Annotated in this window: 23 protein-coding genes; 15 read left to right on the forward strand and 8 right to left on the reverse strand. The window is 63.7% G+C overall.

Annotated elements, in window-relative coordinates; all coding sequences use genetic code 11:
- Positions 1 to 203: 203 nt before the first annotated feature.
- From M0954_RS24900 to M0954_RS24910, 3 genes are read left to right on the forward strand one after another with little or no spacing between them, the layout of a single operon-like run.
- A complete protein-coding gene (locus tag M0954_RS24900) occupies positions 204 to 626 on the forward strand; it encodes a helix-turn-helix transcriptional regulator (protein WP_297356071.1) in 423 nt (140 codons plus the stop codon).
- The gene (locus tag M0954_RS24905; protein WP_297356072.1) at positions 533 to 961 is read left to right on the forward strand and encodes an SRPBCC domain-containing protein; all 429 of its coding nucleotides are present in this window, start codon (positions 533 to 535) and stop codon (positions 959 to 961) included. The genes M0954_RS24900 and M0954_RS24905 overlap by 94 nt, the downstream gene beginning before the upstream one ends.
- 21 nt (positions 962 to 982) lie before the next feature.
- Positions 983 to 1,714, forward strand: a complete 732-nt coding sequence (locus tag M0954_RS24910; RefSeq protein WP_297356073.1) for a thioredoxin family protein — start codon at positions 983 to 985, stop codon at positions 1,712 to 1,714.
- Positions 1,715 to 1,773: 59 nt separating this feature from the next.
- Here the strand turns inward: M0954_RS24910 and M0954_RS24915 are convergent, their stop codons facing one another.
- Positions 1,774 to 1,956: a hypothetical protein gene (locus tag M0954_RS24915; protein WP_074265062.1), complete on the reverse strand. Its 183-nt coding sequence runs from the start codon at positions 1,954 to 1,956 to the stop codon at positions 1,774 to 1,776.
- A gap of 163 nt (positions 1,957 to 2,119) precedes the next feature.
- On the reverse strand, positions 2,120 to 3,016 hold the full coding sequence (locus tag M0954_RS24920) for an NAD-dependent epimerase/dehydratase family protein (RefSeq protein ID WP_123384299.1): 897 nt from the start codon (positions 3,014 to 3,016) through the stop codon (positions 2,120 to 2,122).
- A 146-nt stretch (positions 3,017 to 3,162) separates the two neighbouring features.
- Between M0954_RS24920 and M0954_RS24925 the strand changes: the two genes are divergently transcribed.
- The 9 genes from M0954_RS24925 (at position 3,163) to M0954_RS24965 (ending at position 13,979) form a co-directional block, all read left to right on the forward strand.
- On the forward strand, positions 3,163 to 4,050 hold the full coding sequence (locus tag M0954_RS24925; RefSeq protein WP_123384298.1) for a LysR family transcriptional regulator: 888 nt from the start codon (positions 3,163 to 3,165) through the stop codon (positions 4,048 to 4,050).
- 321 nt (positions 4,051 to 4,371) lie between these two features.
- Positions 4,372 to 5,895 (forward strand): histidine ammonia-lyase, encoded by a 1,524-nt coding sequence (gene hutH / locus M0954_RS24930; protein ID WP_297356074.1) that lies wholly within the window; start codon positions 4,372 to 4,374, stop codon positions 5,893 to 5,895.
- A gap of 31 nt (positions 5,896 to 5,926) precedes the next feature.
- Positions 5,927 to 6,622: a histidine utilization repressor gene (gene hutC, locus M0954_RS24935; RefSeq protein ID WP_122154338.1), complete on the forward strand. Its 696-nt coding sequence runs from the start codon at positions 5,927 to 5,929 to the stop codon at positions 6,620 to 6,622.
- Between the two features lie 76 nt (positions 6,623 to 6,698).
- The gene (gene hutU / locus M0954_RS24940; protein WP_133891399.1) at positions 6,699 to 8,387 is read left to right on the forward strand and encodes a urocanate hydratase; all 1,689 of its coding nucleotides are present in this window, start codon (positions 6,699 to 6,701) and stop codon (positions 8,385 to 8,387) included.
- A 20-nt stretch (positions 8,388 to 8,407) separates the two neighbouring features.
- Complete coding sequence (locus M0954_RS24945) at positions 8,408 to 9,022, forward strand: HutD family protein (protein WP_297356075.1); 615 nt, start codon at positions 8,408 to 8,410, stop codon at positions 9,020 to 9,022.
- A gap of 57 nt (positions 9,023 to 9,079) precedes the next feature.
- Complete coding sequence (gene hutI, locus M0954_RS24950; protein ID WP_297356076.1) at positions 9,080 to 10,330, forward strand: imidazolonepropionase; 1,251 nt, start codon at positions 9,080 to 9,082, stop codon at positions 10,328 to 10,330.
- Positions 10,331 to 10,371: 41 nt separating this feature from the next.
- The gene (locus tag M0954_RS24955) at positions 10,372 to 11,826 is read left to right on the forward strand and encodes a formimidoylglutamate deiminase (protein ID WP_297356077.1); all 1,455 of its coding nucleotides are present in this window, start codon (positions 10,372 to 10,374) and stop codon (positions 11,824 to 11,826) included.
- A gap of 79 nt (positions 11,827 to 11,905) precedes the next feature.
- Positions 11,906 to 12,718, forward strand: coding sequence for an N-formylglutamate deformylase (hutG, locus tag M0954_RS24960; protein WP_297356078.1), 813 nt, complete (start codon positions 11,906 to 11,908; stop codon positions 12,716 to 12,718).
- A gap of 595 nt (positions 12,719 to 13,313) precedes the next feature.
- Positions 13,314 to 13,979, forward strand: coding sequence for a hypothetical protein (locus M0954_RS24965; RefSeq protein ID WP_297356079.1), 666 nt, complete (start codon positions 13,314 to 13,316; stop codon positions 13,977 to 13,979).
- A 123-nt stretch (positions 13,980 to 14,102) separates the two neighbouring features.
- On the opposite strand, the gene M0954_RS24970 is transcribed toward M0954_RS24965, so the two are convergent.
- Complete coding sequence (locus M0954_RS24970; protein ID WP_297356081.1) at positions 14,103 to 15,131, reverse strand: D-alanine--D-alanine ligase; 1,029 nt, start codon at positions 15,129 to 15,131, stop codon at positions 14,103 to 14,105.
- 121 nt (positions 15,132 to 15,252) lie between these two features.
- On the reverse strand, positions 15,253 to 16,107 hold the full coding sequence (locus tag M0954_RS24975; protein ID WP_297356083.1) for a LysR substrate-binding domain-containing protein: 855 nt from the start codon (positions 16,105 to 16,107) through the stop codon (positions 15,253 to 15,255).
- 143 nt (positions 16,108 to 16,250) lie between these two features.
- On the opposite strand from M0954_RS24975, the gene M0954_RS24980 reads away from it, so the two are divergent.
- The 3 genes from M0954_RS24980 to M0954_RS24990 all read left to right on the forward strand — a co-directional run bounded on the left by M0954_RS24980 (position 16,251) and on the right by M0954_RS24990 (position 21,033).
- Entirely contained in the window at positions 16,251 to 17,483 is a 1,233-nt protein-coding gene (locus tag M0954_RS24980; RefSeq protein ID WP_297356085.1) for an aminotransferase class I/II-fold pyridoxal phosphate-dependent enzyme, read from the forward strand.
- Positions 17,484 to 17,529: 46 nt separating this feature from the next.
- On the forward strand, positions 17,530 to 18,912 hold the full coding sequence (locus M0954_RS24985; RefSeq protein WP_297356088.1) for an MFS transporter: 1,383 nt from the start codon (positions 17,530 to 17,532) through the stop codon (positions 18,910 to 18,912).
- A gap of 117 nt (positions 18,913 to 19,029) precedes the next feature.
- A complete protein-coding gene (locus tag M0954_RS24990; RefSeq protein ID WP_297356090.1) occupies positions 19,030 to 21,033 on the forward strand; it encodes a DUF3857 domain-containing protein in 2,004 nt (667 codons plus the stop codon).
- Positions 21,034 to 21,051: 18 nt separating this feature from the next.
- Here M0954_RS24990 and M0954_RS24995 read toward each other — a convergent pair whose 3' ends face one another.
- From M0954_RS24995 to glgA, 4 genes are all read right to left on the reverse strand, one after another.
- Positions 21,052 to 22,206 (reverse strand): branched-chain amino acid ABC transporter substrate-binding protein, encoded by a 1,155-nt coding sequence (locus tag M0954_RS24995; protein ID WP_133891407.1) that lies wholly within the window; start codon positions 22,204 to 22,206, stop codon positions 21,052 to 21,054.
- 555 nt (positions 22,207 to 22,761) lie between these two features.
- Positions 22,762 to 23,223: a hypothetical protein gene (locus tag M0954_RS25000; RefSeq protein ID WP_122154350.1), complete on the reverse strand. Its 462-nt coding sequence runs from the start codon at positions 23,221 to 23,223 to the stop codon at positions 22,762 to 22,764.
- A 160-nt stretch (positions 23,224 to 23,383) separates the two neighbouring features.
- Positions 23,384 to 24,247, reverse strand: a complete 864-nt coding sequence (gene pdxY / locus M0954_RS25005) for a pyridoxal kinase PdxY (protein WP_133891408.1) — start codon at positions 24,245 to 24,247, stop codon at positions 23,384 to 23,386.
- Between the two features lie 182 nt (positions 24,248 to 24,429).
- Positions 24,430 to 25,461, reverse strand: a 1,032-nt coding sequence (gene glgA / locus M0954_RS25010; protein WP_297356092.1) for a glycogen synthase GlgA, incomplete at its 5' end; no start/stop codon positions are given.

Genomic DNA, 25,461 nt, shown 5'->3' on the forward strand with positions numbered 1-25,461 from the left:
TCTGGGCAGCTCTGCTTGCGTGTGTAGTCGATTTAATCTCCACCCTTGACGCGGCGTGTTGCAGTCTTTTGTGCTGTGATGCGCCGCGTGTCTTTTTTCTCTCCGCACTATCCCCACGGGTCCGCTCGCATCGCCCGCATCTTCTCCGGCATCTCACGCGTCACTTCCTTGACATTCGAAACCGCGCGACTACACTTAACCTCATGGTTAAGTTTTCAGAAGCTCTTCTAGACCGCACGTTCGCTGCGCTTTCCGACCCCACGCGGCGGGCGTTGCTCGCGCGTCTGTCCACCCATCGCGACCTGTCGGTGAGCGAACTCGCGCAGCCATTCGAGATGTCGTTGCCGGCGGTGATGAAGCACCTCGACGTGCTGTCCGATGCACTCGTCACCCGCACGAAAACCGGCCGCACGGTGGCGTGCCGGCTGTCCGCGGGGCCGATGGAGCAGGCCATGCTGTGGCTGAACCGCTATGAACGCTTCTGGACCGAACAGCTCGATCGTCTCGCCGCTTTTGTCGAACAGGAGGAGGCATGTCCACCCGCCCCAGTCTCACGCTCCAGCGCCGTCTCAACGCGTCGTCCGGCAAAGTCTTCCGCGCCTGGACGCAGCCGGCGCAAATCCTGAAGTGGATGCACCCGAGCGGCAACGAGATGATTCACGCTGAAGTCGATGCGCGGGAGGGTGGCAGTTTTCGGCTCGTCATGCGCGGCACGGACGGCGCGGAGCACGAAGCCAGCGGCCGCTATCTGGAAGTCGTGCCCGACGCGAAGCTGGTTTTCACGTGGAGCTGGCGCTCGGCGCCGGAGAGCGAGTCGCTCGTGACGGTGGCGTTGCGCCCCGATGGCGATGGCACGCTGCTCACCTTGACGCACGCACAGTTCCTTGACGAAGAGACGCGCGACCAGCACGCAGAGGGCTGGAGCTCCGCGCTGGATGGACTCGAGCGTCACCTTGCCTGACCACTGAGGAAGGAGAAGCAGATGGAACCCCATAGCACTGTCTCAAGAGAAGAATGGCTGGCTGCGCGCCGCGCGTTGCTGGCGGAAGAAAAGGCATTCACACACGCGCGCGATGAGCTCAACCGCAAGCGTCTGGCGCTGCCATGGGTCAAGGTCGACAAGACCTATACCTTCGATACGCCGCAGGGCCGCAAGACGCTCGCGGAGCTATTCGACGGACGCAGCCAGCTGATCGTCTATCACTTCATGCTGGGTCCGGAGTGGAAGGAAGGTTGCCCCGGTTGCTCGTTCCTCTCGGATAGCGTCGACGGTGTGCTGCCCCACCTTGAGCACCACGACGTTTCGTACATGGCGGTTTCGCGTGCGCCGCTCGAGAAGATAGATGCGTTCAAAAAGCGTATGGGCTGGCGGTTTCGCTGGGTTTCGTCGTATGAGAGCGATTTCAATTTCGACTATCACGTGTCGTTTACGCCGGAGCAGGTCGCAGGCGGCAAAGGCTTCTACAACTTCGAAGAGCAGGAGATTTTCGGCGACGAGGCGCCTGGCCACAGCGTCTTCTACAAGGACGAGGCCGGCAATATTTTCCACACCTATTCAAGCTACGCGCGCGGTGGCGAGCCGTTTATCGGTACGTACACGCATCTGGATATCGCGCCGAAGGGACGTAACGAGGTCAGGAATCTTGGCGACTGGGTCAAGCACCACGATCGCTACGAGGACGCGCCGCGCGGTTGCCCGGCTTGCGGTTCGTGATGAGGGGATAGAGCGGTGGGGGGGCCGGGCGGTTGAGCGAACGGCGTCCGCGCCGCTCGCTATAAGGACATTTCGAACGCAGGCCTGAGGAACAGCTCGATTGCCATGACCACGAGTCCCATCGCCGCTGCCGCCAGGGTCAGCGTGCCGTATTCGTCGTAGCGCGCGTCATAGAGGCAAGCCACGATGAAGAGGATCGCGAGAAGGTTGGTCAGCCAATCGAAATTTAGCGCGATGCTCATCGAGGAATCCGGGCTCAGGGGGCCACTCGCTTTGTCGAATCGGCCCATCAATTGGGCGGCATTCTAACGAGTTGAGTTTACGGATTCGCAACAGCTTCGCTTACAGAGATTACGCGATCTTCAGGGCGCCCTTCGGTGGACGCCCTGAAGCAACCCCTTGACGCTACATCATCTCCCGTTCAATCCACTCGATCACCGAGGTGCGCTGCGGCTGCCAACCCAGCAGTTTGCGAGCGCGCTCACCGCGTACCCGGCTGTTCGAACCGAGTCCATAGTTCGCCATTTCATAACCCCATTCCTGCTCGGCGTCCTTGAGCGGCCAGTCTTGCGCCGGACCCAGTTTCATCGCGCGGGCGATGGCCGCGGTCATGTCGCGAAACGACGCTTCGCCGCTTTCGACGAAGTAGAAAGTGCCGGCCGGCGTCTTTTCCAGCGCGAGGCGATACAGCTCGACCACGTCGTCGATATGCACGTTCGACCAGATATTGCCGCCACTCCCCACGTGCCGAACCACGCCGCTTTTCTGCGCCTGGCGCACGAGGCGCGGCAACTGCACGCTGGCGCTGCCGGCAACGGCGCCATGACCGTAGATCAGCGTGTTGCATAGCACTGCTGAGCGGATATTTTTGTGCGCCGCTTCGAGCACCAGGCGGTCGATTGCGACGCGCGCCGCTTTATCCTCAGTCGGTTCGGGCAACGCGTCTTCGCTATAAATCCTGGCCGCGCCGGCTTCGCCGCCCGACGCATCGCCGACGATGCTGGAGCCGCTCGTATGCAGAAACGGCTTGCCGGAGCCGGCGAGCCCTTCGATCAGCGCTTCCACTGCCGCACCGTGATCGCTGCTGGCGGCGTTGATGACGGCGTCGGCGGCCTGCGCTTGGGCGACTAGCAACGCGCGGTCGTCGAGTGTGCCAACGACCGGTTCGATGCCGAGGCGCTCGAGTTCGGCGGCGTGTTCAGGATTGCGGATCAGACCGCGGACGCGATGTCCTGCGCGCACGAGGCCCGCGGCGATCGAACCGCCGATAAAACCGCTGGCGCCGGTAACGAAAATCTTCAAGATGTTCTCCTTGCTTGCTGGAACAAACTGCATTGATTGGCATCGGGTCGATCAACGGATCGGCGATGGCATACCGTGAGTATCCGCTGTCTTGATTCTGGCAAAAAGCGTGTTAGTCTCAAATCAATCTTGATTTGAAATCAACAATGAAGACTTCCACCGACGAACTGCTGGTATTCGTAACCGTGATCGACAGTGGCTCGATCACGGCCGCTGCCGAAAAGCTGCAGCAGACCGTCTCCGGCGTGAGCCGCGCGTTGACGCGGCTGGAGAAGAAGCTGGACACAGCGCTGATTCGCCGGACGACGCGGCGTTTACAGCTCACGGAAGAGGGCGTGCTGTACCTGGACCGGGCGCGGGCGATCCTCGATGCGATGGAGGAGGCGGAGCAATCGGTGGCGCGCCGGCGCCAGCGGCCAAGCGGACGCTTGCGGGTCGATGCGGCGTCGCCGTTCATGCTCCACTGCATCGCCCCGCACATGAAAGCGTTTTCGGCGCTGTATCCGGAGATCCGGCTCGAACTGACCAGCAACGAGCGGATCGTCGACCTGCTCGAGCAGAAAGTGGATATCGCGATCCGCATTGGCGCGTTGCAGGATTCGACGCTGCATGCGCGCTCGCTCGGCAGCAGCAAGCTGCGCATCGTGGCGAGCCCTGGCTATCTGGCCGAGTGTGGCGAGCCGGATTCCGTCGAGGCGTTGCGCGCGCATCGCCTGATCGGTTTTACCGCGCCTGAGCATCTGAACCGTTGGCCGTTGCGGGATGGCGCGCGCGTATCGTTGAAGATCGCGCCGGTCATGACGGCATCGAGCGGCGAGACGATCCGGCAGTTAGCGTTGGCGGATAGCGGCATCGCCTGCCTTGCGGATTTCATGACGCTCGCCGACGTGAGCAGCGGGCGGCTGGTGCCGATCCTTGCTAATGCTCTTGTCGACGAACGGCAGCCGGTTAGCGCGGTGTTTTATCAGAGCGCGGCGCTCGCGGGGCGGGTGCAGGCGTTTCTGGATTTCATCGGGACGCGGTTGCAGCTATAGGCGCGTCCCGGCGCTCTCGGATCGGCCTTCCTGCCTTCCTGCCTCGCGGCGCCTCGCTGCCGGCGTGGCCACATCTCATTTTGTCCACTTGCCACCCGACGCGCCTGACGTGTATATACAACTCATGATGGAGCGGCGCGGTGTGCCGTGCCCGCTGATGGCGCAGAAGTCCGCGCCGCAGCGGTGCAAACCTGCGAAAACCATGCCAGCCATGATTCGGGAGCCTAATGGAAATCCCTGACATCAGACTATTAAAAACAAGTTGTATATACAAGACGTCACCGCTAGACTTCTCTGAAATTGTATAGACAGGACTCTTCCATGATGATTCTCAAGCCCGGTCACCTGACTCTCCAGCAACTGCGCCAGATCGCCCGCGAACAGGTCACGCTGCAGCTCGATCCCGCCAGCTTCGCCGCGATCGATGCCTGCGCCCAGGCCGTGGCCGATATTGCCGCGAAGGGTGAGCCCGCTTACGGTATCAACACCGGTTTCGGCCGTCTCGCCAGCACCCACATCCCGCACGACCAGCTCGAACTTTTGCAACGCAATCTGGTACTCTCGCACGCGGTCGGCGTAGGCGCACCAATGTCGCGTCCAGTCGTGCGTCTGTTGATAGCGCTCAAGCTGTCGAGCCTCGGCCGCGGTCATTCGGGCATCCGCCGCGAAGTGATGGACGCGCTGATCACGCTGTTCAATGCCGACGTGCTGCCGGTGATCCCCGTGAAGGGTTCGGTCGGCGCTTCGGGTGATCTCGCGCCGCTCGCGCATATGTCGGCCGCGCTGCTCGGCGTTGGCGACGTGCTTGCCAAGGGTGAGCGCATGTCCGCCATCGAAGGCTTGCGCCTCGCTGGCCTGAAGCCGCTCACGCTGCAGGCGAAGGAAGGTCTGGCGCTGTTGAACGGTACTCAGGCATCGACCGCGCTCGCGCTCTACAACATGTTCGCGATCGAAGACCTGTACCGCACCGCGCTGGTGGCGGGCGCGCTGTCGGTGGACGCGGCGGCCGGTTCGGTGGCGCCGTTCGATCATCGCATCCATGAACTGCGCGGCCATCAAGGCCAGATCGACGCTGCGGCGGCCTACCGTTCGCTCCTCGAAGGCTCGGGCATCAATCTCTCGCACCGCGATTGCGGCAAGGTTCAAGACCCGTACAGTCTGCGCTGCCAACCGCAGGTGATGGGCGCGTGTCTGGACCAGATGCGTCATGCCTCGGATGTTCTGCTGATCGAAGCGAACGCTGTGTCGGACAATCCTCTGATTTTCCCGGACACCGGCGAAGTGCTCTCGGGGGGCAATTTCCACGCGGAGCCGGTCGCGTTTGCGGCCGACAATCTGGCGCTGGCCGCGGCCGAAATCGGTGCACTCGCCGAACGTCGCATCGCACTGCTGATCGATTCGACGCTCTCCGGTCTGCCACCGTTCCTCGTCCGCGATGGCGGCGTGAACTCCGGCTTCATGATCGCGCACGTCACGGCGGCCGCGCTCGCTTCGGAGAACAAGACGCTCGCGCATCCGGCCTCGGTCGATTCGCTGCCCACTTCGGCGAACCAGGAAGACCACGTGTCGATGGCGACCTTCGCGGCGCGCAAGCTTGGCGATATCGCCGAGAACACGGCCAATATTCTTTCGATCGAACTGCTTGCCGCCGCGCAAGGTGTCGATCTGCGCGCACCGCATCAAACCAGCCCGAAATTGCAGCACGTGATGAACACGGTGCGCCATGAAGTTGCGCACTACGAACTCGATCACTACTTCGCGCCGGACATCGAGGCGGTGACGCATCTCGTGCAGAACGGCACGATCGCTGCACACAGCCCGCTGACGTTCCCGTCCGAGCAGTAAGCACGTTGACATCACTAACGGCAAACCCGGCATGAACGCACCGGCCTATCAGGGAATCAAGGACTTCATCCTCTCCCGCATTCACGCGGGCGAATGGGGTGAGGGCGACCAGGTCCCCTCGGAAAACGAGCTTGCCCGCGAGTTCAACGTGGCGCGCATGACGGTCAACCGTGCGCTGCGCGAACTCACTTCCGAGCAGGTGCTGACACGCGTGCAGGGCTCAGGCACATTCGTCGCGCGGCCAAAATACGAATCGACCCTGGTGGCGATCCGCAGTATCTCCGACGAGATCGTGGCGCGCGGTCATCGCTATCAGGCGAAGGTGTTGCACATCGGCGCGGCGATTGCCGACGAAGCGCTCGCCGACGAGATGCAGGTGAGCGCCGGCAGTCCGGTGTTTCATTCGCGCGTGCTGCATTTCGAAAACGACGAACCGGTGCAGCTCGAAGAGCGCTGGGTCAACCCGGCGGTCGCCCCCGATTACGCGTTGCAGGACTTCACCAGCACCACGCCGAACCAGTATCTGGTGCGCGTCGCGCCGCTGCAGCGTGTCGAGTACCGGATCGAGGCGTCTGTGGCGGACGCCGATACGCGTCGATTGCTGACGATGGACGAACTCGAGCCATGCCTCGTGCTGCATCGACGCACGTGGTCGCAGAGTCTGGTCGCATCGGTGGCGAATCTGTGGCATCCCGGCAGTCGTTACCGTTTTACCGGACACTTTTGATCTCGCTTCCTGAACGGCGCTTTTAACCCGCGCATTTAACTGATTTTTGAGTACTTTTCCGCCTCCGAGGGCCACCATGAACAACCCCAAGCACTTCGATCCGCGTCTCGACCCGACCCGCACGATTCGCGCCCCGCGTGGCGTCGAAAAGACCTGCAAGAGCTGGCTCACGGAAGCCGCGTACCGCATGATCCAGAACAACCTGGACGCGGAAGTCGCCGAGCATCCGCATGCGCTCGTGGTGTACGGCGGCATTGGCCGCGCTGCGCGTAACTGGGATTGTTTCGACCAGATTCTCGCCACGCTGAAGGATCTCAACGACGACGAGACGCTCCTGATCCAGTCGGGCAAGCCGGTGGGTGTGTTCAGGACGCATGCCGATGCGCCGCGCGTGCTGCTGGCGAATTCGAATCTCGTGCCGCACTGGGCGACGTGGGAACACTTCCACGAGCTCGACCGCAAGGGCCTGATGATGTACGGGCAGATGACGGCGGGGAGCTGGATTTACATTGGCAGCCAGGGGATTGTTCAGGGTACCTACGAGACATTCTTCTCAGTGGCGAACCAGCATTTCAACGGTGACGCGAAGGGCCGCTGGATTCTGACCGGCGGTCTTGGAGGCATGGGCGGCGCGCAGCCGCTCGCCGGTACCATGGCTGGCTTCTCGATGATCGCTGTCGAATGCGATGAGACGCGCATCGACTTCCGTCTGAAGACGCGCTATGTCGATCGCAAGGCGAAGACACTCGACGAAGCGCTTGCGATCGTCGAAGAGGCAAAGAAGACGGGTAAGCCGGTGTCGGTCGGTCTGCTCGGCAATGCAGCCGACGTGTTCGCCGAGTGCGTCGAGCGCGGCATTACGCCGGATTGCGTGACCGATCAGACCAGCGCGCACGATCCGATTCATGGCTACCTGCCGCAAGGCTGGAGCGTGGAAGACTGGCGCGAACGCCAGAAGACGGCGCCGGACAGCATCATCAAGTCGGCCAAGCAATCGATGGCCAAGCAGGTGCAGGCCATGCTCACGCTGCAGGAACGCGGCGCCGCGACGCTCGACTACGGCAACAATATCCGCCAGATGGCGCTTGAGATGGGCGTCGAAAACGCCTTCGATTTCCCGGGCTTCGTGCCGGCGTATATCCGTCCGCTGTTCTGCGAGGGCAAGGGCCCGTTCCGCTGGGTCGCGCTGTCGGGCGATCCTGAGGACATCTACAAGACCGATGCGAAGGTCAAGGAACTGATTCCCGACGACGCGCATCTGCACAACTGGCTCGACATGGCGCGCGAACGGATTGCGTTCCAGGGCTTGCCGGCGCGGATTTGCTGGGTGGGTGTGAAGGATCGGTATCGCCTCGGTCAGGCGTTCAACGAGATGGTCAGGACTGGCGAGTTGAAGGCGCCGATCGTGATCGGCCGTGATCACCTCGATACCGGTTCGGTAGCGAGCCCGAACCGCGAAACCGAATCGATGAAGGACGGCTCGGACGCCGTCAGCGACTGGCCGTTGCTCAACGCGCTATTGAACACCGCCGGTGGCGCGACGTGGGTATCGCTGCATCACGGCGGCGGGGTGGGGATGGGCTTCAGCCAGCACGCGGGCGTGGTGATCGTCGCTGATGGCACGGACGCCGCGCGCGAGCGTCTAGGCCGCGTGCTGTTCAACGATCCGGCCACGGGCGTGATGCGTCACGCGGACGCCGGCTACGAACTCGCGCAGGAGACGGCGCGTGAGGTGGGACTTAATCTGCCGATGCTGGGCCGTTAATCGTGGCGCCGGATAGCGGCATGACATTGATCCGCGGCGCCGATCTTGTGGCGACGCCGTGGAAGAACGGCGGCGGCGTCACGCGCGAGATAGTGGCCTTTCCTCAAAGCGCGAAGCTCGATGGCTTCGTGTGGCGCGTGAGCATTGCGGACGTCGCGCAGTCCGGGCCGTTCTCGCGCTTTGACGGGATCGACCGGACGCTGGTGTTGCTGTCGGGCGCGGGTATGCTGCTCGACGAAGCGAACGGCCCGACGCATGCACTCAAAGAGCCGCTCGAGATAGCGCGCTTCGCGGGCGAGACCGCGATCGACGCGCGGCTCGTCGACGGTGCGACGCGCGATTTCAACCTGATGGTACGGCGGGGTGCGGCAACGGGCGAGGTCGAAGTATGGCAAGCTCAGGCCGAGGGCGCTGCGGGAGCTGCGGGTGCCACTGATGCTGCGCCAATCCATCATCTGTCGGCTGACGTCGTGCTGCTGTTTTGCGCGGCTGGTTCGCTTGAGGTGACGCTCGGCGCTACCGCTCCAGTGACCCTGACAATAGACGACACGCTGCATATCGAGGCACCTGCTGCCCTGGCGTGCAAGGCGCGCGGCGAAGGCGCGCTGCTCGCCATCCGCTTGCATTACGCGTGAGCTGAAACCCATCGGCCCTCGCATTCACAGACCGCAACAAGCTGCAACGAGCACGCGATGAAGCAAACCGTCTGGCATCACCTGAAGCTTTGCCCGCAGGGCGATCCGCGTAATACGCTGACCGACGCCGCGATCGCGGTGCGCGACGGCCACATCGTCTGGCTCGGTGCGGCTAACGAACTGCCGCTCGACTACGCCGCGTGGCCGCGCGAAGATCTCGGCGGCGCATGGGTCACACCCGGCCTCGTCGATTGTCATACCCATCTCGTGTACGGCGGCCAGCGCGCCGACGAGTTCGCCCAGCGCCTCGCCGGTGTCAGCTACGAAGAGATCGCGCGACAAGGCGGCGGCATCGTCTCGACGGTGCGCGCGACTCGCGCCGCCGACGAAGAGAGCTTGTTGCGCCAGTCAGCGGGCCGCCTCGAACCGCTGCTTGCCGAAGGCGTGACCGCCATCGAAATCAAATCCGGTTATGGCCTCGATCTCGCCAGCGAGCGCAAGATGCTGCGCGTCGCGCGCCGTCTCGGCGAGCAGTACCCGGTGTCGGTTTACACAACGTTTCTCGGTGCGCACGCATTGCCGCCCGAGTTTGCCGGCCGTGCCGACGACTACATCAGCGAAGTCTGCGAGCGCATGCTTCCCACGCTGGCCGACGAAGGCCTCGTCGACGCGGTCGATGTCTTCTGCGAGCGCATCGGCTTTTCACTCGCGCAAAGCGAGCGCGTTTTCGCCGCGGCCGAGCGCCACAAGCTGCCGGTGAAAATGCATGCCGAGCAGTTGTCCAACAGCGGCGGCACGGCGCTTGCCGCGCGTCATCACGCGTTGTCCGCGGATCACCTCGAGTTTCTCGACGAAGCGGGTGTGGCGGCCATGAAGGACAGCGGCACGGTCGCAGTGTTGTTACCCGGCGCGTACTACTTCATCCGCGAGACGCAGTTGCCGCCGCTCGATCTGCTGCGCCGCTACGAAGTGCCCATCGCGATCTCCACCGACAGCAATCCCGGCACGTCCCCCATCACTTCGCTCCTGTTGATGATGAATATGGCGACCACGCTGTTTCGCATGACCGTCCCCGAGGTGCTGCTAGGCGTCACGCAGCATGCCGCGCGCGCGCTGGGTCAGGCCGGTCGTCATGGTTCGCTGGAGGTTGGCCGCGCGGCGGATTTCGCCGTCTGGCAGGTCGAGACGCTGGCCGACCTGGCTTACTGGATCGGCCGTCCGCTGTGCGCGCGCGTGGTGCGCGCGGGCGAGACGGTCTATACGCGGCGCGACGCCGCCGGACAATTTGCGGGTGATCTGCGTGGCTAAGGCCAGCGTGAAGCTCGCGTCCAACCCATCAAGGTCTGAAGATGACTGATCTGAATCAAGCGCCGGGTCATGGGCAAACCAATGGATCAACCCAGGGCGCTACCCCGCCATCGACGCACGCGCTGTTCGCGGAGCACGCGTATCTGCCCGATGGCTGGCGCCGCAACGTGCTGTTGACGTGGGATGCCACCGGCACGCTGACGCACGTGAGCCCGGACACGTCTGCGCCGCCGCCGGGCGTTAGCCATGCGGCAGGCCCCGTCTTGCCCGGCATGCCGAATCTGCATTCGCACGCATTCCAGCGCGCGATGGCGGGCCTGACCGAATATCGTGCGAACGCCACGGACAACTTCTGGAGCTGGCGCGACCTGATGTACCGCTTCGCCGCGAAGATCACGCCGCAAGGACTCGCCGCCGTCGCGCAGTGGCTTTACATCGAGATGCTGAAGGCGGGCTATACGTCGGTGTGCGAGTTTCACTACGTGCATCACACGCCGGACGGCAGCCGTTACGTCAACACGGCCGAGCTGGCCGAGCGCGTAGTGGATGCGGCCCAGACGAGCGGCATCGGCATGACGATGCTGCCGGTGCTCTACCAGTACGGCGGCTTCGGCGCGCGCGCGCCGCGGGCCGATCAGCCGCGCTTCATCAATACGCCGGAAAGCCTGCTCGACCTGCTCGGTAAACTGTGTGACGCACGCCCCGAAAGCCCGGCTCTGCGCTACGGTGTGGCGCCGCATTCGTTGCGGGCGGTCTCGGAGCCGTCGCTGCGCACGCTGCTCGACGGTCTCGATACGGAGTTTCCAGGTGCGCCGGTGCACATTCATATCGCTGAACAGACCGCGGAAGTGGATGCCTGTCTCGAGACCGAAGGCGCGCGCCCGGTGCAGTGGCTGCTCGAGCGGTTCCATGTCGATTCGCGCTGGTGTCTCGTGCATGCGACCCACGTCGATGCGAACGAAACCCTCGCGCTTGCCAGGAGCGGCGCGGTGGCGGGACTGTGCCTGACGACCGAAGCCAACCTCGGCGACGGCATTTTTCCGGCGAACGCCTATCTCGACGCCCAGGGACGGTTTGGCATCGGTTCGGATAGTCATATTGGCGTCGACTGGCGTGCCGAACTGCGGCTGCTGGAATACGGTCAGCGCCTCTCGCGCCGTCAGCGCAATGTGCTCGCCTCGGCCGAGGCGCCGTTTGTCGCCGACAGGTTGTTCAACGCCGCGCTCGACGGCGGTGCGCATGCCACCGGCCGAGCCGTGGGCGCATTGAGGGTAGGGCAGCGTGCCGACTGGCTGGTGCTCGACGCGGACCATCCGGGCATCGCCGAACACACACCGCAAGCATGGCTTTCGGGCGTGGTCTTCTGCGAGCATGGTGAGACGCCGATTCGCGATGTCTATGCCGGCGGCGAAAAGGTCGTCGACAATCGCCGGCATCGCGATGAAGAACGTGCGTACGCGCAATACCGGGTGGCGCTCGCTGAGTTGCTCAAGTGATGCCGGTTTGAAATAACGCCAACGGGCGACTCGGGTAAGCTGTCAGATGACGCCCCGATCCCACTGATTCTGGACTGACATGACTGCTTCGAACAATCCACCGGTTTTTTCGCTGCACGAGGGAAGTGCGCCCCTGCTGATTTCGATTCCCCACGTGGGCACGAACATTCCCGCCGACATTGCCGCGACGATGACGCCCATCGCCCAGCGCACCGAAGATTGCGACTGGCATCTCGACCGCCTGTACGCGTTTGCCCGCGAGCTCGGCGCGTCGTTTCTGATGCCGGCCAATGCGCGCTACGTGATCGACCTGAACCGTCCGCCCGACGGCGCGAATCTCTATCCGGGCCAGGATACGACAGGCCTCCTGCCCGTCGACACGTTCGACAAGGAGCCGCTGTATCTCGACGGGCATTTGCCCGACGATGCCGAGGTCGCACGCCGCCGCGAACTCTACTGGAAGCCGTACCACGAGGCGCTGGCGGCGCATCTGGCAGCACTAAAGGCGAAGCATGGCAAGGTGCTGCTGTGGGAGGCGCATTCGATCCGCTCGCACGTGCCGCGGTTCTTCCCAGGACGGTTGACGGATTTCAATTTCGGCACTTCAAACGGCGCGAGTGCCGTGGCGGGACTGGCTGAAGCGCTGGTGGACGTGGTCGAGCGCCACGGCAGCTACTCGGCAGTCGCGAATGGCCGCTTCAAGGGCGGTTACATCACACGCCAGTACGGCCAGCCATCCGAGGGCATCCATGCGGTGCAACTCGAGCTGACGCAGATTACGTACATGGAAGAGCAGATGCCGTACGCGTATGACGAAACGCTCGCCGCGCAGGTCGAGCCGCTTCTGAAGACGCTGGTGCAAACGGCGCTCGAGCGCGTCGCCGCCGCGTAAGAGCGGCGCGTCGATCGGTACAAACTGCTTTCGGTCATACGCCCGCCATAAGTCCGCGCACGAATGCAACGGTCCCCGCCTGTCTGTCACGACGGGCGGGGACCGTTTTGCCTTGTGACGGGGCTTGCCGCCGGCATCAATGGCAGTGTCGCTCCCAGTGTCCATGGACGTGGACCTTATGGCACACGCGATGGTGATCGTCGGCGTGCGCGGGCGCAATCGCGCCGAGAGTGACGAGTGCTGTGCTCAAGGCAAGTATGATCTTCTTCATCGAATTACCCTTCTCAGGTGGGGAACGGAAACCTTACATGAGCACGATACGTGCCGCATACGTCTGACCAATCCCTCGCGATGCTGCACCCGCTTGCGGAACGCACCCGGTCAGGGCGTGTCAACAGAAAGGGCGTATGCGCGATGGCGTATCCACGCCCCCCTTATTCCGGTCGCTGGACAAGCCACGCCGCACCCTTACGGGACATACCGGTTGCGTGCTGCACGGCGAAGCGACTACCCTTTGACAAAAACGGCGCGCGCGGGCTGTAGCCCGCCGGCACGTCATACACTAATCGGGCGAGAAAAGATGGAAGACCCAGCAATGGAAGATTCCGACGAGTTCCTGCTTTCGATCTGGCGAGCAAATCTGGTGGTGCTGACCCAGGAGGTCGGCGCGGCAACCCGCCTCGCGCGGATAATGACGTTCTCCGCAAGCTATCTGAAACTGATGTTGTCCGGCCAACGCGAATTCAGCGAGGAGTTCGTGCGCGGTGTCGAGGCGGTGACGGGCTTACCCGCCGGCTGGATGAACACGCCGCATGAGGCGCGCGAGATTCCCGCGAACGCACGCGAGGCGATCGACAACGAGTCGCCGCTGGCGCGTTTTCGCGGCACGGCACATCCGGTACGCAAGAAAACGGTGCTGCGTCCGCCCGAGCCGATCTTCGGTCAACCGGCGCCCGCGCGTCGCGCGGAGGAGGAGATGTTCGACGCCGAGGCGCACCGGCGTCAGGTGCTGTTTCGCAAGGCACGCGACCTGGCGGTGCAGGACGTGCGCCGTTTCGAGCGGCACCTGGCGAGTCCTCCTGTCGAACTGGCCGCGTTGCGCGCCAAGGTGGAGGACGTGATCGCGGCCGCCGAGCTGGAGGACACGGACCACGCCGATCTCACGGGACGGCTCGAGCAGATCGAAAAGCATCGCAATCTGCTGATGCGGCATGTGGAGAAACTTCAGGCGCTGCTTGTAAGGTTAGGTGAGAGCGAATGAGGTGGGCGAGCGGCTGAAAGGCTGGCCTCCAGGACTCACCTGAAGGCCTTGCCTGAATGATCCGGCTAAAGCACCCGCTGATTCCCCTAAAGCACTCGCTAGAAACGATCTAGCCTAATGCACTCACTTGCGCGCGCGATGTCGTTCGATCGCCAGCCGGCAGATTTTGTCGCAAAGTTCGCCGAATGCGATGCCACGAGCTTGCGCCGATTGCGGTAGCAGGCTGGTTGCCGTCATGCCGGGCAGCGTGTTGACTTCGAGGCACCACAACACGCCGTTGCTATCGAGCCGGAAGTCGGAGCGGCTATAGCCATCCAGCTTCAACGTGCGATGCGCGAGCAGCGCGAGAGCACGGGCGTTTTCGGCGATGTCCTCCGGCAAGTCGGCCGGGAAAATTTCGCGCACTGCGCCGGGCTGGTACTTGGCCTTGTAATCGAACACCGCATTCGGGTCGATGACGATTTCTCCCACCGCCAACGCTTCGTCGCCGAGCACGCCTACCGTAACCTCGCGACCGGCGACGAATTGCTCCAGCATGACTTCGCTGTCGTAGGCAGCGGCCAGTGCGATGGCCGCGGCGAGTTGCTCTGCGGAGCGCACTACGGACAGACCGACGGTCGACCCCTGGCTGTTCGGTTTGACGACGAGCGGGTAGCCGAGTTGTGCGCCGGCGGTGGTCGTGTCGACGGGCGCCATGAGCCAGCGCGGGGTGGGAATGCCCGCGCTCACGAAGAGCCGCTTGGCCATGTCCTTATCCATCGCGAGCGCGCTGCCTAGATGCCCGCTGCCGGTGTACGGCAACTCAGCGAGATCGAGCATGGCCTGCATGGTGCCGTCCTCGCCGCTGCCGCCATGCAAGGCGACGAACACCACGTCGACGCCGGCGAGCGCCGCTGTTTGCAGCGCGCTCGTTTGCCCGGCGCGGATCAGCGCCAGTTCGTCGGAGGCGGGCGGCGCTTCGTTGACGCGTGAGCTGAGAAAACGCACTTCGTCTTCGCCGGTCAGCAGGCCACGCGACGTGTCGATGGCCAGTACTTCGTGTCCCGACTCGCGCAACGCACGCACGACCTGTGCGCCGCTGGCGATCGACACTTCTCGTTCCTCGCTGGTGCCGCCGAACAGCACGGCAATCTTGAGCGGGTTGGTTTGCATAGCGACAGGCCTTCAGTTCGTGGGTGTATTTCGGGGTGTGATCGAGGGGATTCTGTTGCGCCGTAATCGGTGAGCGTACGGCGCAACATTTTACAGAGGTACTGGTCGTCGATGCACCTGCTTACAGCCTGAGTTCAGTGAGAATCTGTTCGGCGAGGAAGTCGCACGGTGGACGGTTGGAGCGGGCGCTGCGGGCCAGCACGATTTCCAGTTCGGGCAAAGCAGGCAACCCATGCGCTCGCCCCAGTTGCACGAAGTGGCCAGGCACTGCGCAACGCGCAAGCGGCGCGATAGCGAGCCCCGCTTCCACCATGCTGAAGAGGCCCATCAGACTCGGGCTCTCATACGAGGTGCGATAGGCAATCTTCGCGCGCTCGAGCGCGTGGATCGCGTTCGCCCGCGCGACACTGCCCGCACCGAACAGCGCGACCGGCAACGGCCGCTCTTTCCAGATCTCGCGTCCGCTGGTCGAGGCGCCTGCCCACGCCATGGGTTCGAAGCGGATGAACTCGCCATTCAGATTCTTCAGGCGCGTCACGCAGGCGAGGTCGACCTTGTTGTCCTTGACGAGTGGGGCGAGCGCATGGCTCGGCAGGCCGATCACCTGAATCTCGACCTTCGGATAGCTCGCTGAAAACTTGCGCAGCACCGCTGGCAGCAACGACGCCGCGTAGTCGTCCGGCACGCCGATCGCGACGCGGCCTTTTACCTCTGGATGCACCATCGACGCCCACGCTTCGTCACGCAGGGCCAGCATGCGACGGGCATAGGCGAGCAGCACCTGACCGTCGGCCGTAGGTGTGACGCTGCGCGCTCCACGTATGAACAGCGGCTTGCCTAGCGCATTCTCGAGCGTGCGAATCTGCATGCTGAGCGCGGACTGCGAGCGGTGCACGAGCGCCGCGCCGCGCACGAAGCTGCCGGCATCGGCGATGGCGACCACCATCGCGAGCACGTCGAGATCCAAGGTTTTCATAGGTATCAGAAAAGCTGATCGAAACGTTCAATATAACGCGTTTGTCTGAATGCGGGGCGACCGGCATACTGCCGCTGTTCACGGGCGACGGGCGAGATACGCTTGCTCGTTCGACCTTTATCAAGAAGCTACGCAACACTGCATTGAAACCGGAGACAACCACGATGCCGATGACCTATAACGACTTCAAGCAACTGGGCATGCGCCTCGACATGTCGCGCGGCAAGCCAGCGCCCGAGCAACTCGAGCTCTCGCGTGCGTTACTGGACGAGGCGGGCACGACGGGTTTTCTGTCGCGCGACGGCATTGACTGCCGCAACTACGGGCACCTGCTGGGCCTGCCCGAAGCCCGCGAGTTGGGCGCGGCATTCCTCGAGGTGCCGGTGGCGCAGGTAGTGGCGGGCGGCAATTCGAGCCTCGAACTGATGCATGACGCGCTGGCGTTTGCCATGCTGTTCGGCGTGCCGGGCGGCGAGCCTTGGCGCAAGCAGGACGATATCGCCGTGCTGTGTCCGGTGCCCGGCTACGACCGGCACTTTGCGATCTGCGAGGCGCTCGGCATCCGCATGATCAACGTGCCGATGAACGACGACGGCCCAGATATGGATTTCGTGGAATCCCAGGTGGCGAGCGACGCATCCATCAAGGCCATCTGGTGCGTGCCGCTTTATAGCAACCCGAGCGGCGCGATCTACTCAGCGGAGGTGGTGCGGCGTCTGGCTGCCATGCCGGCGGCGGCGCCGGATTTCCGTTTGTTGTGGGACGACGCCTACCGCTTCCATCATCTGACCGATCAGAAGCACAGCACCCTAAACGTGCTCGACGCCTGCGCCGCAGCCGGGCACGAGGATCGCGCGCTGATATTCGCGTCGCTTTCGAAGGTGACGTTCGGCGGCGGGGCGATGGCGTTTCTGGCCGCATCGAAGCGCAATGTGGACTGGTGGCAGCAGCGCGTATCGGTGCGCACGATCGGCCCGGACAAGCTGAACCAGTTGCGCCACGTGCGTTTCCTGCGCGACCGCGCGGGTCTGGAGCGGCTGATGGAGTGTCATCGTGCGCTGGTGGAACCGAAATTCGCGGCGATCGCGGCGGCGTTCGCGGAGCACCTCGGCGGACTCGAGGGTGTGACGTGGAATGCGCCGGCGGGCGGCTACTTCATCAGTCTTTACACGCCGCCTGGGTTCGCGAAGCGCACCGTTGCGCTCGCGGCCGAGGCCGGCCTCGTGTTGACCCCGGCGGGCGCGGCTTATCCGTATGGACGGGATCCGGACGACCGGCATCTGCGGATCGCGCCCACGTTCCCGACGCTCGATGAAGTACGGCTTGCGGCGCTGGGCATTGCGCTGTCGCTGCGGCGGGCGCTGGAAGAGATCTGACGTCGCCTTTTTGCGGCCGTCACGCTTTTGTTGTAAAAGGGAGCGCATGACTGATCGCTCCCGACTCATTCCACTTATCGTCGCCTGTCCGCTGTTCCTGCAAAACCTCGACACGTCGATCATGGCGACGGCGTTGCCGTCGATTGCCCGCTCGCTGCAGGTTCAGACGCTGCATCTGAATCTGGCTATCACCTCCTATCTGCTGAGCCTTGCGGTGTTTTTACCGGCGAGCGGCTGGCTCGCGGACCGCTTCGGCGCGCGCCGGGTATTCTGCTCGGCGATCGCGCTGTTCTCACTCGGCTCGGCCTTATGCGGACTGGCGCAAACGATGCCGCAACTGGTTCTGTTCCGCGTCCTGCAGGGCATGGGCGGCGCGATGATGGTGCCGGTCGGGCGGCTGATCCTGCTGCGCAGCATCCCACCCGCACGCATGGTCGCGGCCATGGTGTGGTTCACCGTGCCCGGCGCTATCGGACGACTCGCCGGACCGTTGCTCGGCGGCCTGGTCGTCACGATTACCTCGTGGCGCTGGATCTTTCTGCTCAACATCCCGTTCGGTGTGCTGGGCGTCCTGATGGCGATGAGCTTTGTCGACGACACCCACGAACCGCTGTTCCAGCGCTTCGATCTCGCCGGTTTCATTCTGCTTTCGAGCGGGCTCGTCGGGTTGGTTGGCGGTCTCGATACTGCAGGGCGCGGACTCGTGCCACAGGAAGTGACCTTTGCGCTGGCAGGGCTTGGCGCGCTGTGTATCCTCGCGTACTGGGCCTATAGCCGCCGCCACGACGACGCGATCATCGATCCCGGTCTGCTGCGTTACAAGGCGTACCGGACCGCGGTGGTCGGCGGCATGCCGCTGCGTATCGCGATCGGTGCGTCGCCGTTTCTGATGCCGTTGATGCTGCAACTCGGCTTCGGTTTATCGCCGCTGCAATCCGGGTCGCTCAGCGTGGCGACGGCGGTTGGTTCGCTCAGCGTGCGCGCGGTGATGCAACAGGCCATCCGCCGGATCGGCTTTCGCACGCTGCTGATCGGCGCGACTTCGCTCACCGGATGCTTCTACGCGTGCTATGGGCTATTCCGCCCGAGCACGCCGCATCTGCTGATCTTTGTGGTGTTGCTGTTCGGCGGCCTGTTCAACTCGCTCGGCATGGTGACGCTCAACACGCTCGGTTACTCGGATATGCCCAAGCCGATGATGAGCCGGGCAACGGCACTGTCGAGCATGGCGCAGCAACTGTCGATCAGTATCGGTGTGGCGTTTGCGGCCTCGCTGCTGGCGTTGACAGCACATCTGCGCGGCGGCAGCGCGGCGCATCTGATGGCGCGCGACTTTTCGCCGGCGTTCGTGGTGATCGGGGTGTTGACGTTGAGCTCGCTGTTCTTTTTTACAAAGCTCTCGCACGACGAAGGGGCGGAACTGCGGTAGCGCCAGGTGAACCTCCGATGTGCTACAAACACACTACCGATCGGGACGAGGTGTCATCTTGGGGAAAATTGTCAGCGCTCTGCAACTGCCGTCTGCGCCGGTGAGGGCGTGCCAGGCATGACGCGCTCTACGCTGCGGTGGTGCGCCGCAATCGCATGGCTTGTCGGTAGCGCATTCAGCGCATTCAACGCGTCCGCAGCGCAGGCCGACGGCCCCGCCGCGAGCGACGACCTGGCTCCCTCCACCGTCGAGAGCGACGTTCACTACTTTGTGATCCAGAAAGACGGCTCGGCCGAAGAGCGCGACGACACGGTCATGCGCGCCAATACGACGAGCGGCGTCGACGACATCGCGCAACGCTATGTCTGGTTCAACAAGGATATCGAGCAGGTGCAACTGCTCGCCGCCGAGACCCTCGACCCGGATGGCACCGTGCGCAAGGTCGGACCGGACGGCATCCGCGACGTGCAGGAGCCGCGCTCGGCCGGCGCGCCGACCTTCGAGGACGGCGTATTGCGCACAGTGATCTTCCCAGGCGTAGAGCCGGGCTCGCGCGTGCATCTGGCGTTTCGCAAGACGCGCGCCAAGGCGCTGCAAGCCGGAACGTTCGCGTACCTCGTCGAACCGACGCGCGACCCGGTCGAGCAGCAGCGCCTCATCTTCGACCTGCCCGCCGACGTGCCGCTATACGCGGACACACGCGGCTACGTGGCGGTGCCGCCCGTCACACAGAACGGCCGCACGCGCTATGAGTTCGACTACAAGCACGGGCCGTACGCGCCCATCGAGTCTGGTGCGGTCGGTTACGAAACGTGGGGCGACCGGCTGATGGTATCGACGGTGCCAGACTACGCCACGTTCGCGGCACGCTACAAGGCGCCGGCTGTCGACGCCACCATGAGCGACCCGGCGATTACCCAGCTCGCGCAATCGCTGACGGCGGCAAGCGCCGATCCCCGCGAAAAGGCGCGCATCCTGTATGACTGGGTGCGCATGAACGTGCGCTACGTGGCGCTCTTTCTCGGCGAGACTGCCGCGGTGCCGCACAAGGCGATCGATATCCTGCGCAATCGCTATGGCGACTGCAAGGATCACGTCGCGCTGTACAGCGCGTTGCTGGCGGCGCTCGGGATTCGCAGCGAAGCGGTGCTGCTCAACCTCGGCCCGTACTACACGTTGCCGGACGTGCCCGGTTATGGCGACAGCGCGATCAACCATGCGATCGTCTGGATTCCGCAACTCGGCCTCTATGCCGATACAACCGCCGGTGGCATTGCCTTCGGCTACCTGCCGCTGGTCGTGATGGACCGGCCGGTCCTGCTGGTCGACGATGGCGTCATGTCGCGCACGCCACCCGTGCAGCCACGGGGCCGCGCCGTGCGTTTGCAGATCGATGTAAATGAGAGCGGGGCAGCGTCGTACGCTTACCGCGTGGAAGACTCGGGCGCTACCGCTGAACTTGAGCGCAATATGTTCCGGCGTGCTACGCATCAGCGGGCACAGCAGGTTGCTGCGAGCCGTCTGTTGCAGACGAACCTGCACGGCTCCGCCAGGCTCAGCACGAGCGACGTCGCGACGACCGAGGGGCCTTTCACGACCACGATGCAAGGCACGCTCGAGCACTTCACGTGGACCGACGGCACCACCGCGCTACCGGCTTTGTCGAGTCTCTCGGGCGGCATTGCCAGCCAGGTGCAGTCGTGGCTCGCCGAGCCGCAACGCACGCAGCCCTGGGTATGCGTCGGCGGGGACTTCGATGAGACCGCACAGATTACTTTGCCCGCTACGGTCCGCGTAACCGATCTGCCGGTAGATGCCAGCGTGCAGGATAGTTACTTCGATTACACGTCGCACTACGTCTTCGATCCAGGCACGCGGGTGCTGCAGATCACCCGCCGCCTGCATACGAAGTTTGTGCATCAGGTGTGCTCGGCCGATGCCTTTAACGAAGCGCAGGCATCGCTGGTGAGGATCGAGCGCGATGCCTCGTCGCAAGTGGTTGTGCGCGCAACGCCACCGGACTATCGTTTCGCGCAGCCGGGCCGCATCAATGGAGCGGATGCCAACCGGGTCAGCCGCACGCCTGCCCCGAACAACGTGTCAAACACGCGTCCTTCGTAGGGTGCGGCGCCCCTCAGCTCAATTGCCGCCGCCCTTGGTGACGATCGGCACCCATGCGCCGTTCTTGACCTGATACATCGTCGAGCCGGCGTTCTTCAGCGAGCCATTGGCCTCGAACGCAATCGGACCGGTCACGCCGTCGAAGCTGATCGCCTTCAGCACCGGGCGATATACCGCCGGCGAGCTCGATTTGGCCTGCTGCATGGCCTTGATCGCCGCCCATGCCGCGTCGTAACCGAACGGCGCATACGACAGGATGTCCACGCCAAAGCGCTTCTTGAACTTGGCCGAGAAGTCCTTGCCGCCAGGCAACTGCGAGAGTGGCCGGCCATATTCCCACGCCATCGAGCCTTCGGCCGCGTCGCCTGCGAGCTTGATGAAATCCTCATCCATCACGCCGCCGCCGCCGACCAGTTGCGCGGTGAGGCCGAGCTGCTTCATCCGTTTCGCGACGCCTGCTGCCTGCGTGTCGAGACCGCCGAAGAAGATCAGGTCCGCGTTGGTGGCCTTGATCGCGGTGAGCTGCGTGCTGAAGTCGACCGCCTGGTTGTTGGTGTATTCGTGCGCGACGATACTGCCGCCGTGCGCTTTCACAGCCTTCTCGAACTCGTCCGCCTCGCCCTGGCCGAATGCGGTGCGGTCGTCGAGGATCGCGATGCGCTTGGCCTTGGTCACCTCGACCGCATAGATGCCTGCGTTGCCGGCATTCTGCGCATCTGTGGAGATCACCATGAAGGTGTTGGCGAAACCGCGACCGGTGATGATCGGGTTGGTGGCCGCCGGGTCGATGACCGGAATGCCGGCCGTCTCATAAAGCTGCGAAGCGGGAATCGTCGTCCCTGAGTTGAAGTGGCCCACCACCACCGACACACCGGAGTCCACCAGTTTCTGCGCCGCCTGCACGCCGACGCGCGGGTCGGCCTGATCGTCCTCGGAGACGAGCTGGAAGTTGGCGACCTGGTTGCCGATCTTGATCTTCTGCGCGTTGGCTTCCTCGATGGCGAGCAGCACGCCGTTTTCGAGGTCTTTGCCGTAACCGGCGTTCACGCCCGTAAGCGGGGCCGCGAAGCCGATCTTGACCGGCAGGTCGTCCGCGAAGCCGGACAGCGGCGCGATTGCGAGCAGCGCGCCCAGCATCACAACGAGGGGTTTCAGCGTTTTGCGAAGACTCATGGTCTCTCCTTCCATCGACAGGTTCACGGTATGAAAATCGGGCAAGGTGCAACCGGCCAACGACGGCCGGGTAGGGCTGTCACGCTGAAGCAATGCGCCGCGCGCAGCAAACGCACAGACGCGGGCGGTCAAACGGTGCGATGAAACTCGCGTGTGGTTCGATGCGTGCGGCGTGGTCTCCTTCAAGGGGTCCGAAGTATTTCAGGGTAGGGATGATCCTACGCCAGAAACAATGATGGAAAACACGTGGACACCGGCATTGCGGGCAAGCCCTGGTGAGCGTCCCGGAAGGCGGGGTGACCAGGCGTGACCAGGCGTGATTGACCCCGAACGCCTGCGGCCGGACGTGCATCAATGTCTCCATCAACCTGGCGCGAATATAGAAAGCCAATATGCGCTCGTCTTGGCAGTTCGAAGCGCCTGGAATGAGAATTTCAGCACAGGCCCCGGACGGGGCGGGCGGCGGGCAGGTCTTAAGCGTTTGATGCGTGCGGATGCCGGCACACGCGAGGCGGGCGGCGCGGCTGCGCCGGCCCGGTGGGAGGGGGCTACTTGTTACTGCTCGCCTTGCAGGCGCAGCACTTCTTCGCGCAGGCGCATCAGCGGTGCTTTGGTGTCGTCGTCGGCCCAGGTCTCGAGATCGTCGATGGCGCGCTGACAGCCGTCGAGGATCAGGTCGAGGTCGATCGGCACGCCGTTGTTGAGCGCGAACTGGATCGTCTCGGCAAACTGCTGGCACTCGTCTTCGCCGTACGAGATGTCGAGGTTGTCGGCGATCACTTCGGCGATGTTGCTGCGCGCCTTGTCGTCGGCCGCGACCAGATCGATGATGCCGCGCGCCACCGCCGGCGAATAGTAGAGCGCGATATCGAGCCACTGCGTCGGATCGAAATCCGCCTCGTCGAACTGCTTCTCGAAGTACTCGATCGCTTCCTGTTCGTGCGCTTCGTCGGCGTCGACGCTAATGCACAATTCCTCGAAATATTCTTCCCGCTCGCTGCGGATATGACCGTCCATCAGTGCCTCGTTTGCCTGTAGCGGGTGCTTGAAAAGAATTGCGTGCACCACGCGGCACGCATTATAGGACGAGCGGCTGACAATGATGGGTCAGCCGTAGCCGTCAGCGGTAACGGTAGCCGCGCGGAGCATTGCCGTTCGTCGAGGTCCGTCGCGCGGGTTACACCGTCTCGACCGTCCACGCATCGAACCACTCATGCGGCTGCGCAATTTCATTCTGCGCGGCCACCAGTTCCAGTTCGTAGCGGCCTGCCTGCCAGGTGGCCTTGACGACCGCATTCACGGCGGCCAGCGTATGTTCGAAGGCCACCCTCAGCGGGTCGCCGAGCAGCGTTCGGGCGACGAACACCGCGCTCGTCAGGTCGCCCACGCCGACCGGCTGCCGCGCGAACGGGTAGAGCGGACGCTGCCCCATCCACGCTTCAGTGGGCGTCACCACCAGCATGTTGAAACGGTCAGCGGGGCTGTTGCGGTCGAGCAGGTGCTTGACCAGCACGAGCTTCGGACCGCGCTGGATGATCTCGCGGCACGCCTCGACCGCCTCTTCCATGGTCTCGATCTCCCGACCCACGAGACGCTGCAATTCGCTGTGGTTCGGCGCCATGGCGTCAGCTACCTCGGGCATGGAGCGTACGAGGAATTCCTGGATCCCCGGTTCGACCTTGCAGCCGGTCGTGTTGCCCATCACCGGATCGCAGAAATACCAGGCGCGTGGATTGGCCGCCTTCACGGCCTTGACGATTTCGATCACGGCCTGTGCCTGGTCGGGGGCGCCGAGAAAGCCGGATAGCACCGCGTCGCAGCGCGGCATCACGCCAATCGCGCCGATGCCGTCGAGCAGATCCTGCATCTGCGAGCCATCGATTGCGCTGCCGGTCCAGTGGCCGTATTGCGTGTGATTCGAGAACTGCACGGTGTTGAGCGGCCAGACGTTCACGCCGAGACGGCGCATGGGAAATACCGCCGCGCTGTTGCCGGCGTGCCCAAAAACGACATGCGACTGGATGCTGAGGACGTTTTTCATGATGTGTTGATCGGCGCACCGTGCGCTTATCGATCAACAATACATGAGTTTTTGCACGGCCGGCATGATCCGTCCCCCGTGGTGTTGCGTCAAGCCATCATCGGGCGGGCGGGGAGCGAGTCAGGGCATGCACTCATGGTGCGTCGTCAGCGCACCTGCGAGGCGCAACCCGGTCCGGTCGATCAGGTCAGTTCGCGGTACAGCGTCAGATAGCGTTCCGCCGAGGCGCCCCAGCCGAAGTCCTGGCGCATGGCGCGCCGCTGGGTCGCTTTCCATTCGGTGGAGCGCGCGTGCAGCGCAAAGGCGCGGCGGATCGCGGCGCCGAGCGCGTCCGGCTCGAAGCGTTCGAAGACGAAACCGGTGGCGAGATCGTCGGCGAGATTTTCCAGCGACGCGTCGACCACCGTGTCGGCGAGACCGCCGACACGGTGCACGAGCGGCAGCGACCCGTAAGCGAGCGCATAAAGCTGCGTGAGCCCGCACGGCTCGAAGCGTGATGGCACGGCCACCACGTCGCTGCCGGCGATGATCGCGTGTGCGAGCGACTCGTCGAAACCCAGTTCGACCGCCACCGAATCCGGATGGGAATGGGCCACACGCTGCAGGCCTTTCTCGAGCGCGGCGTCGCCGGTGCCGAATACGACGAGTTGACCGCCTCGCCTGATGATCTCCGGCAGCGCGGCGAGCAGCAGATCGAGGCCTTTCTGTTCAGTGAGACGGCTCACCACGCCGAACAGCAGCGCATCGCTTTTGCCGGCCAGGCCGAAACGCTTTTGCAGCGCGGCCTTGCAAGCGTGCTTGCCCGACAGCAACGTCGAGGTGTAGTGCTCGGGAAGCAGGGTATCGGTCGACGGGTTCCATACGGTGTAGTCGACGCCGTTCAGGATCCCGGACAGATCGTGCGAACGGTTGCGCAGCAGTCCGTCGAGGCCGCCGCCCTGGGCGAGCGTCTGGATCTCCCTGGCGTAGGTGGGGCTCACCGTGGTGATGCGGTCGCTATAAAACAGGCCTGCTTTCAGAAACGACATCTGCCCGTAGAACTCGATGCCCTGCATATGGAAGAAGTCGGCCGGCAACCCAAGCTGGCCGAACAGATGAGCCGGAAACACGCCCTGATAGGCGAGGTTATGCACCGTGAATACGCTGCGCGCGAAAGCCCGGCCGTGTTGACGCTCGGCTGCTCGCAGGTAAGCGGGGGCAAGGCCCGCGTGCCA

Origin of the sequence: Paraburkholderia sp. (assembly GCF_026225065.1) — a bacterium.
In the GTDB taxonomy this organism is placed as follows: Bacteria; Pseudomonadota; Gammaproteobacteria; order Burkholderiales; family Burkholderiaceae; genus Paraburkholderia.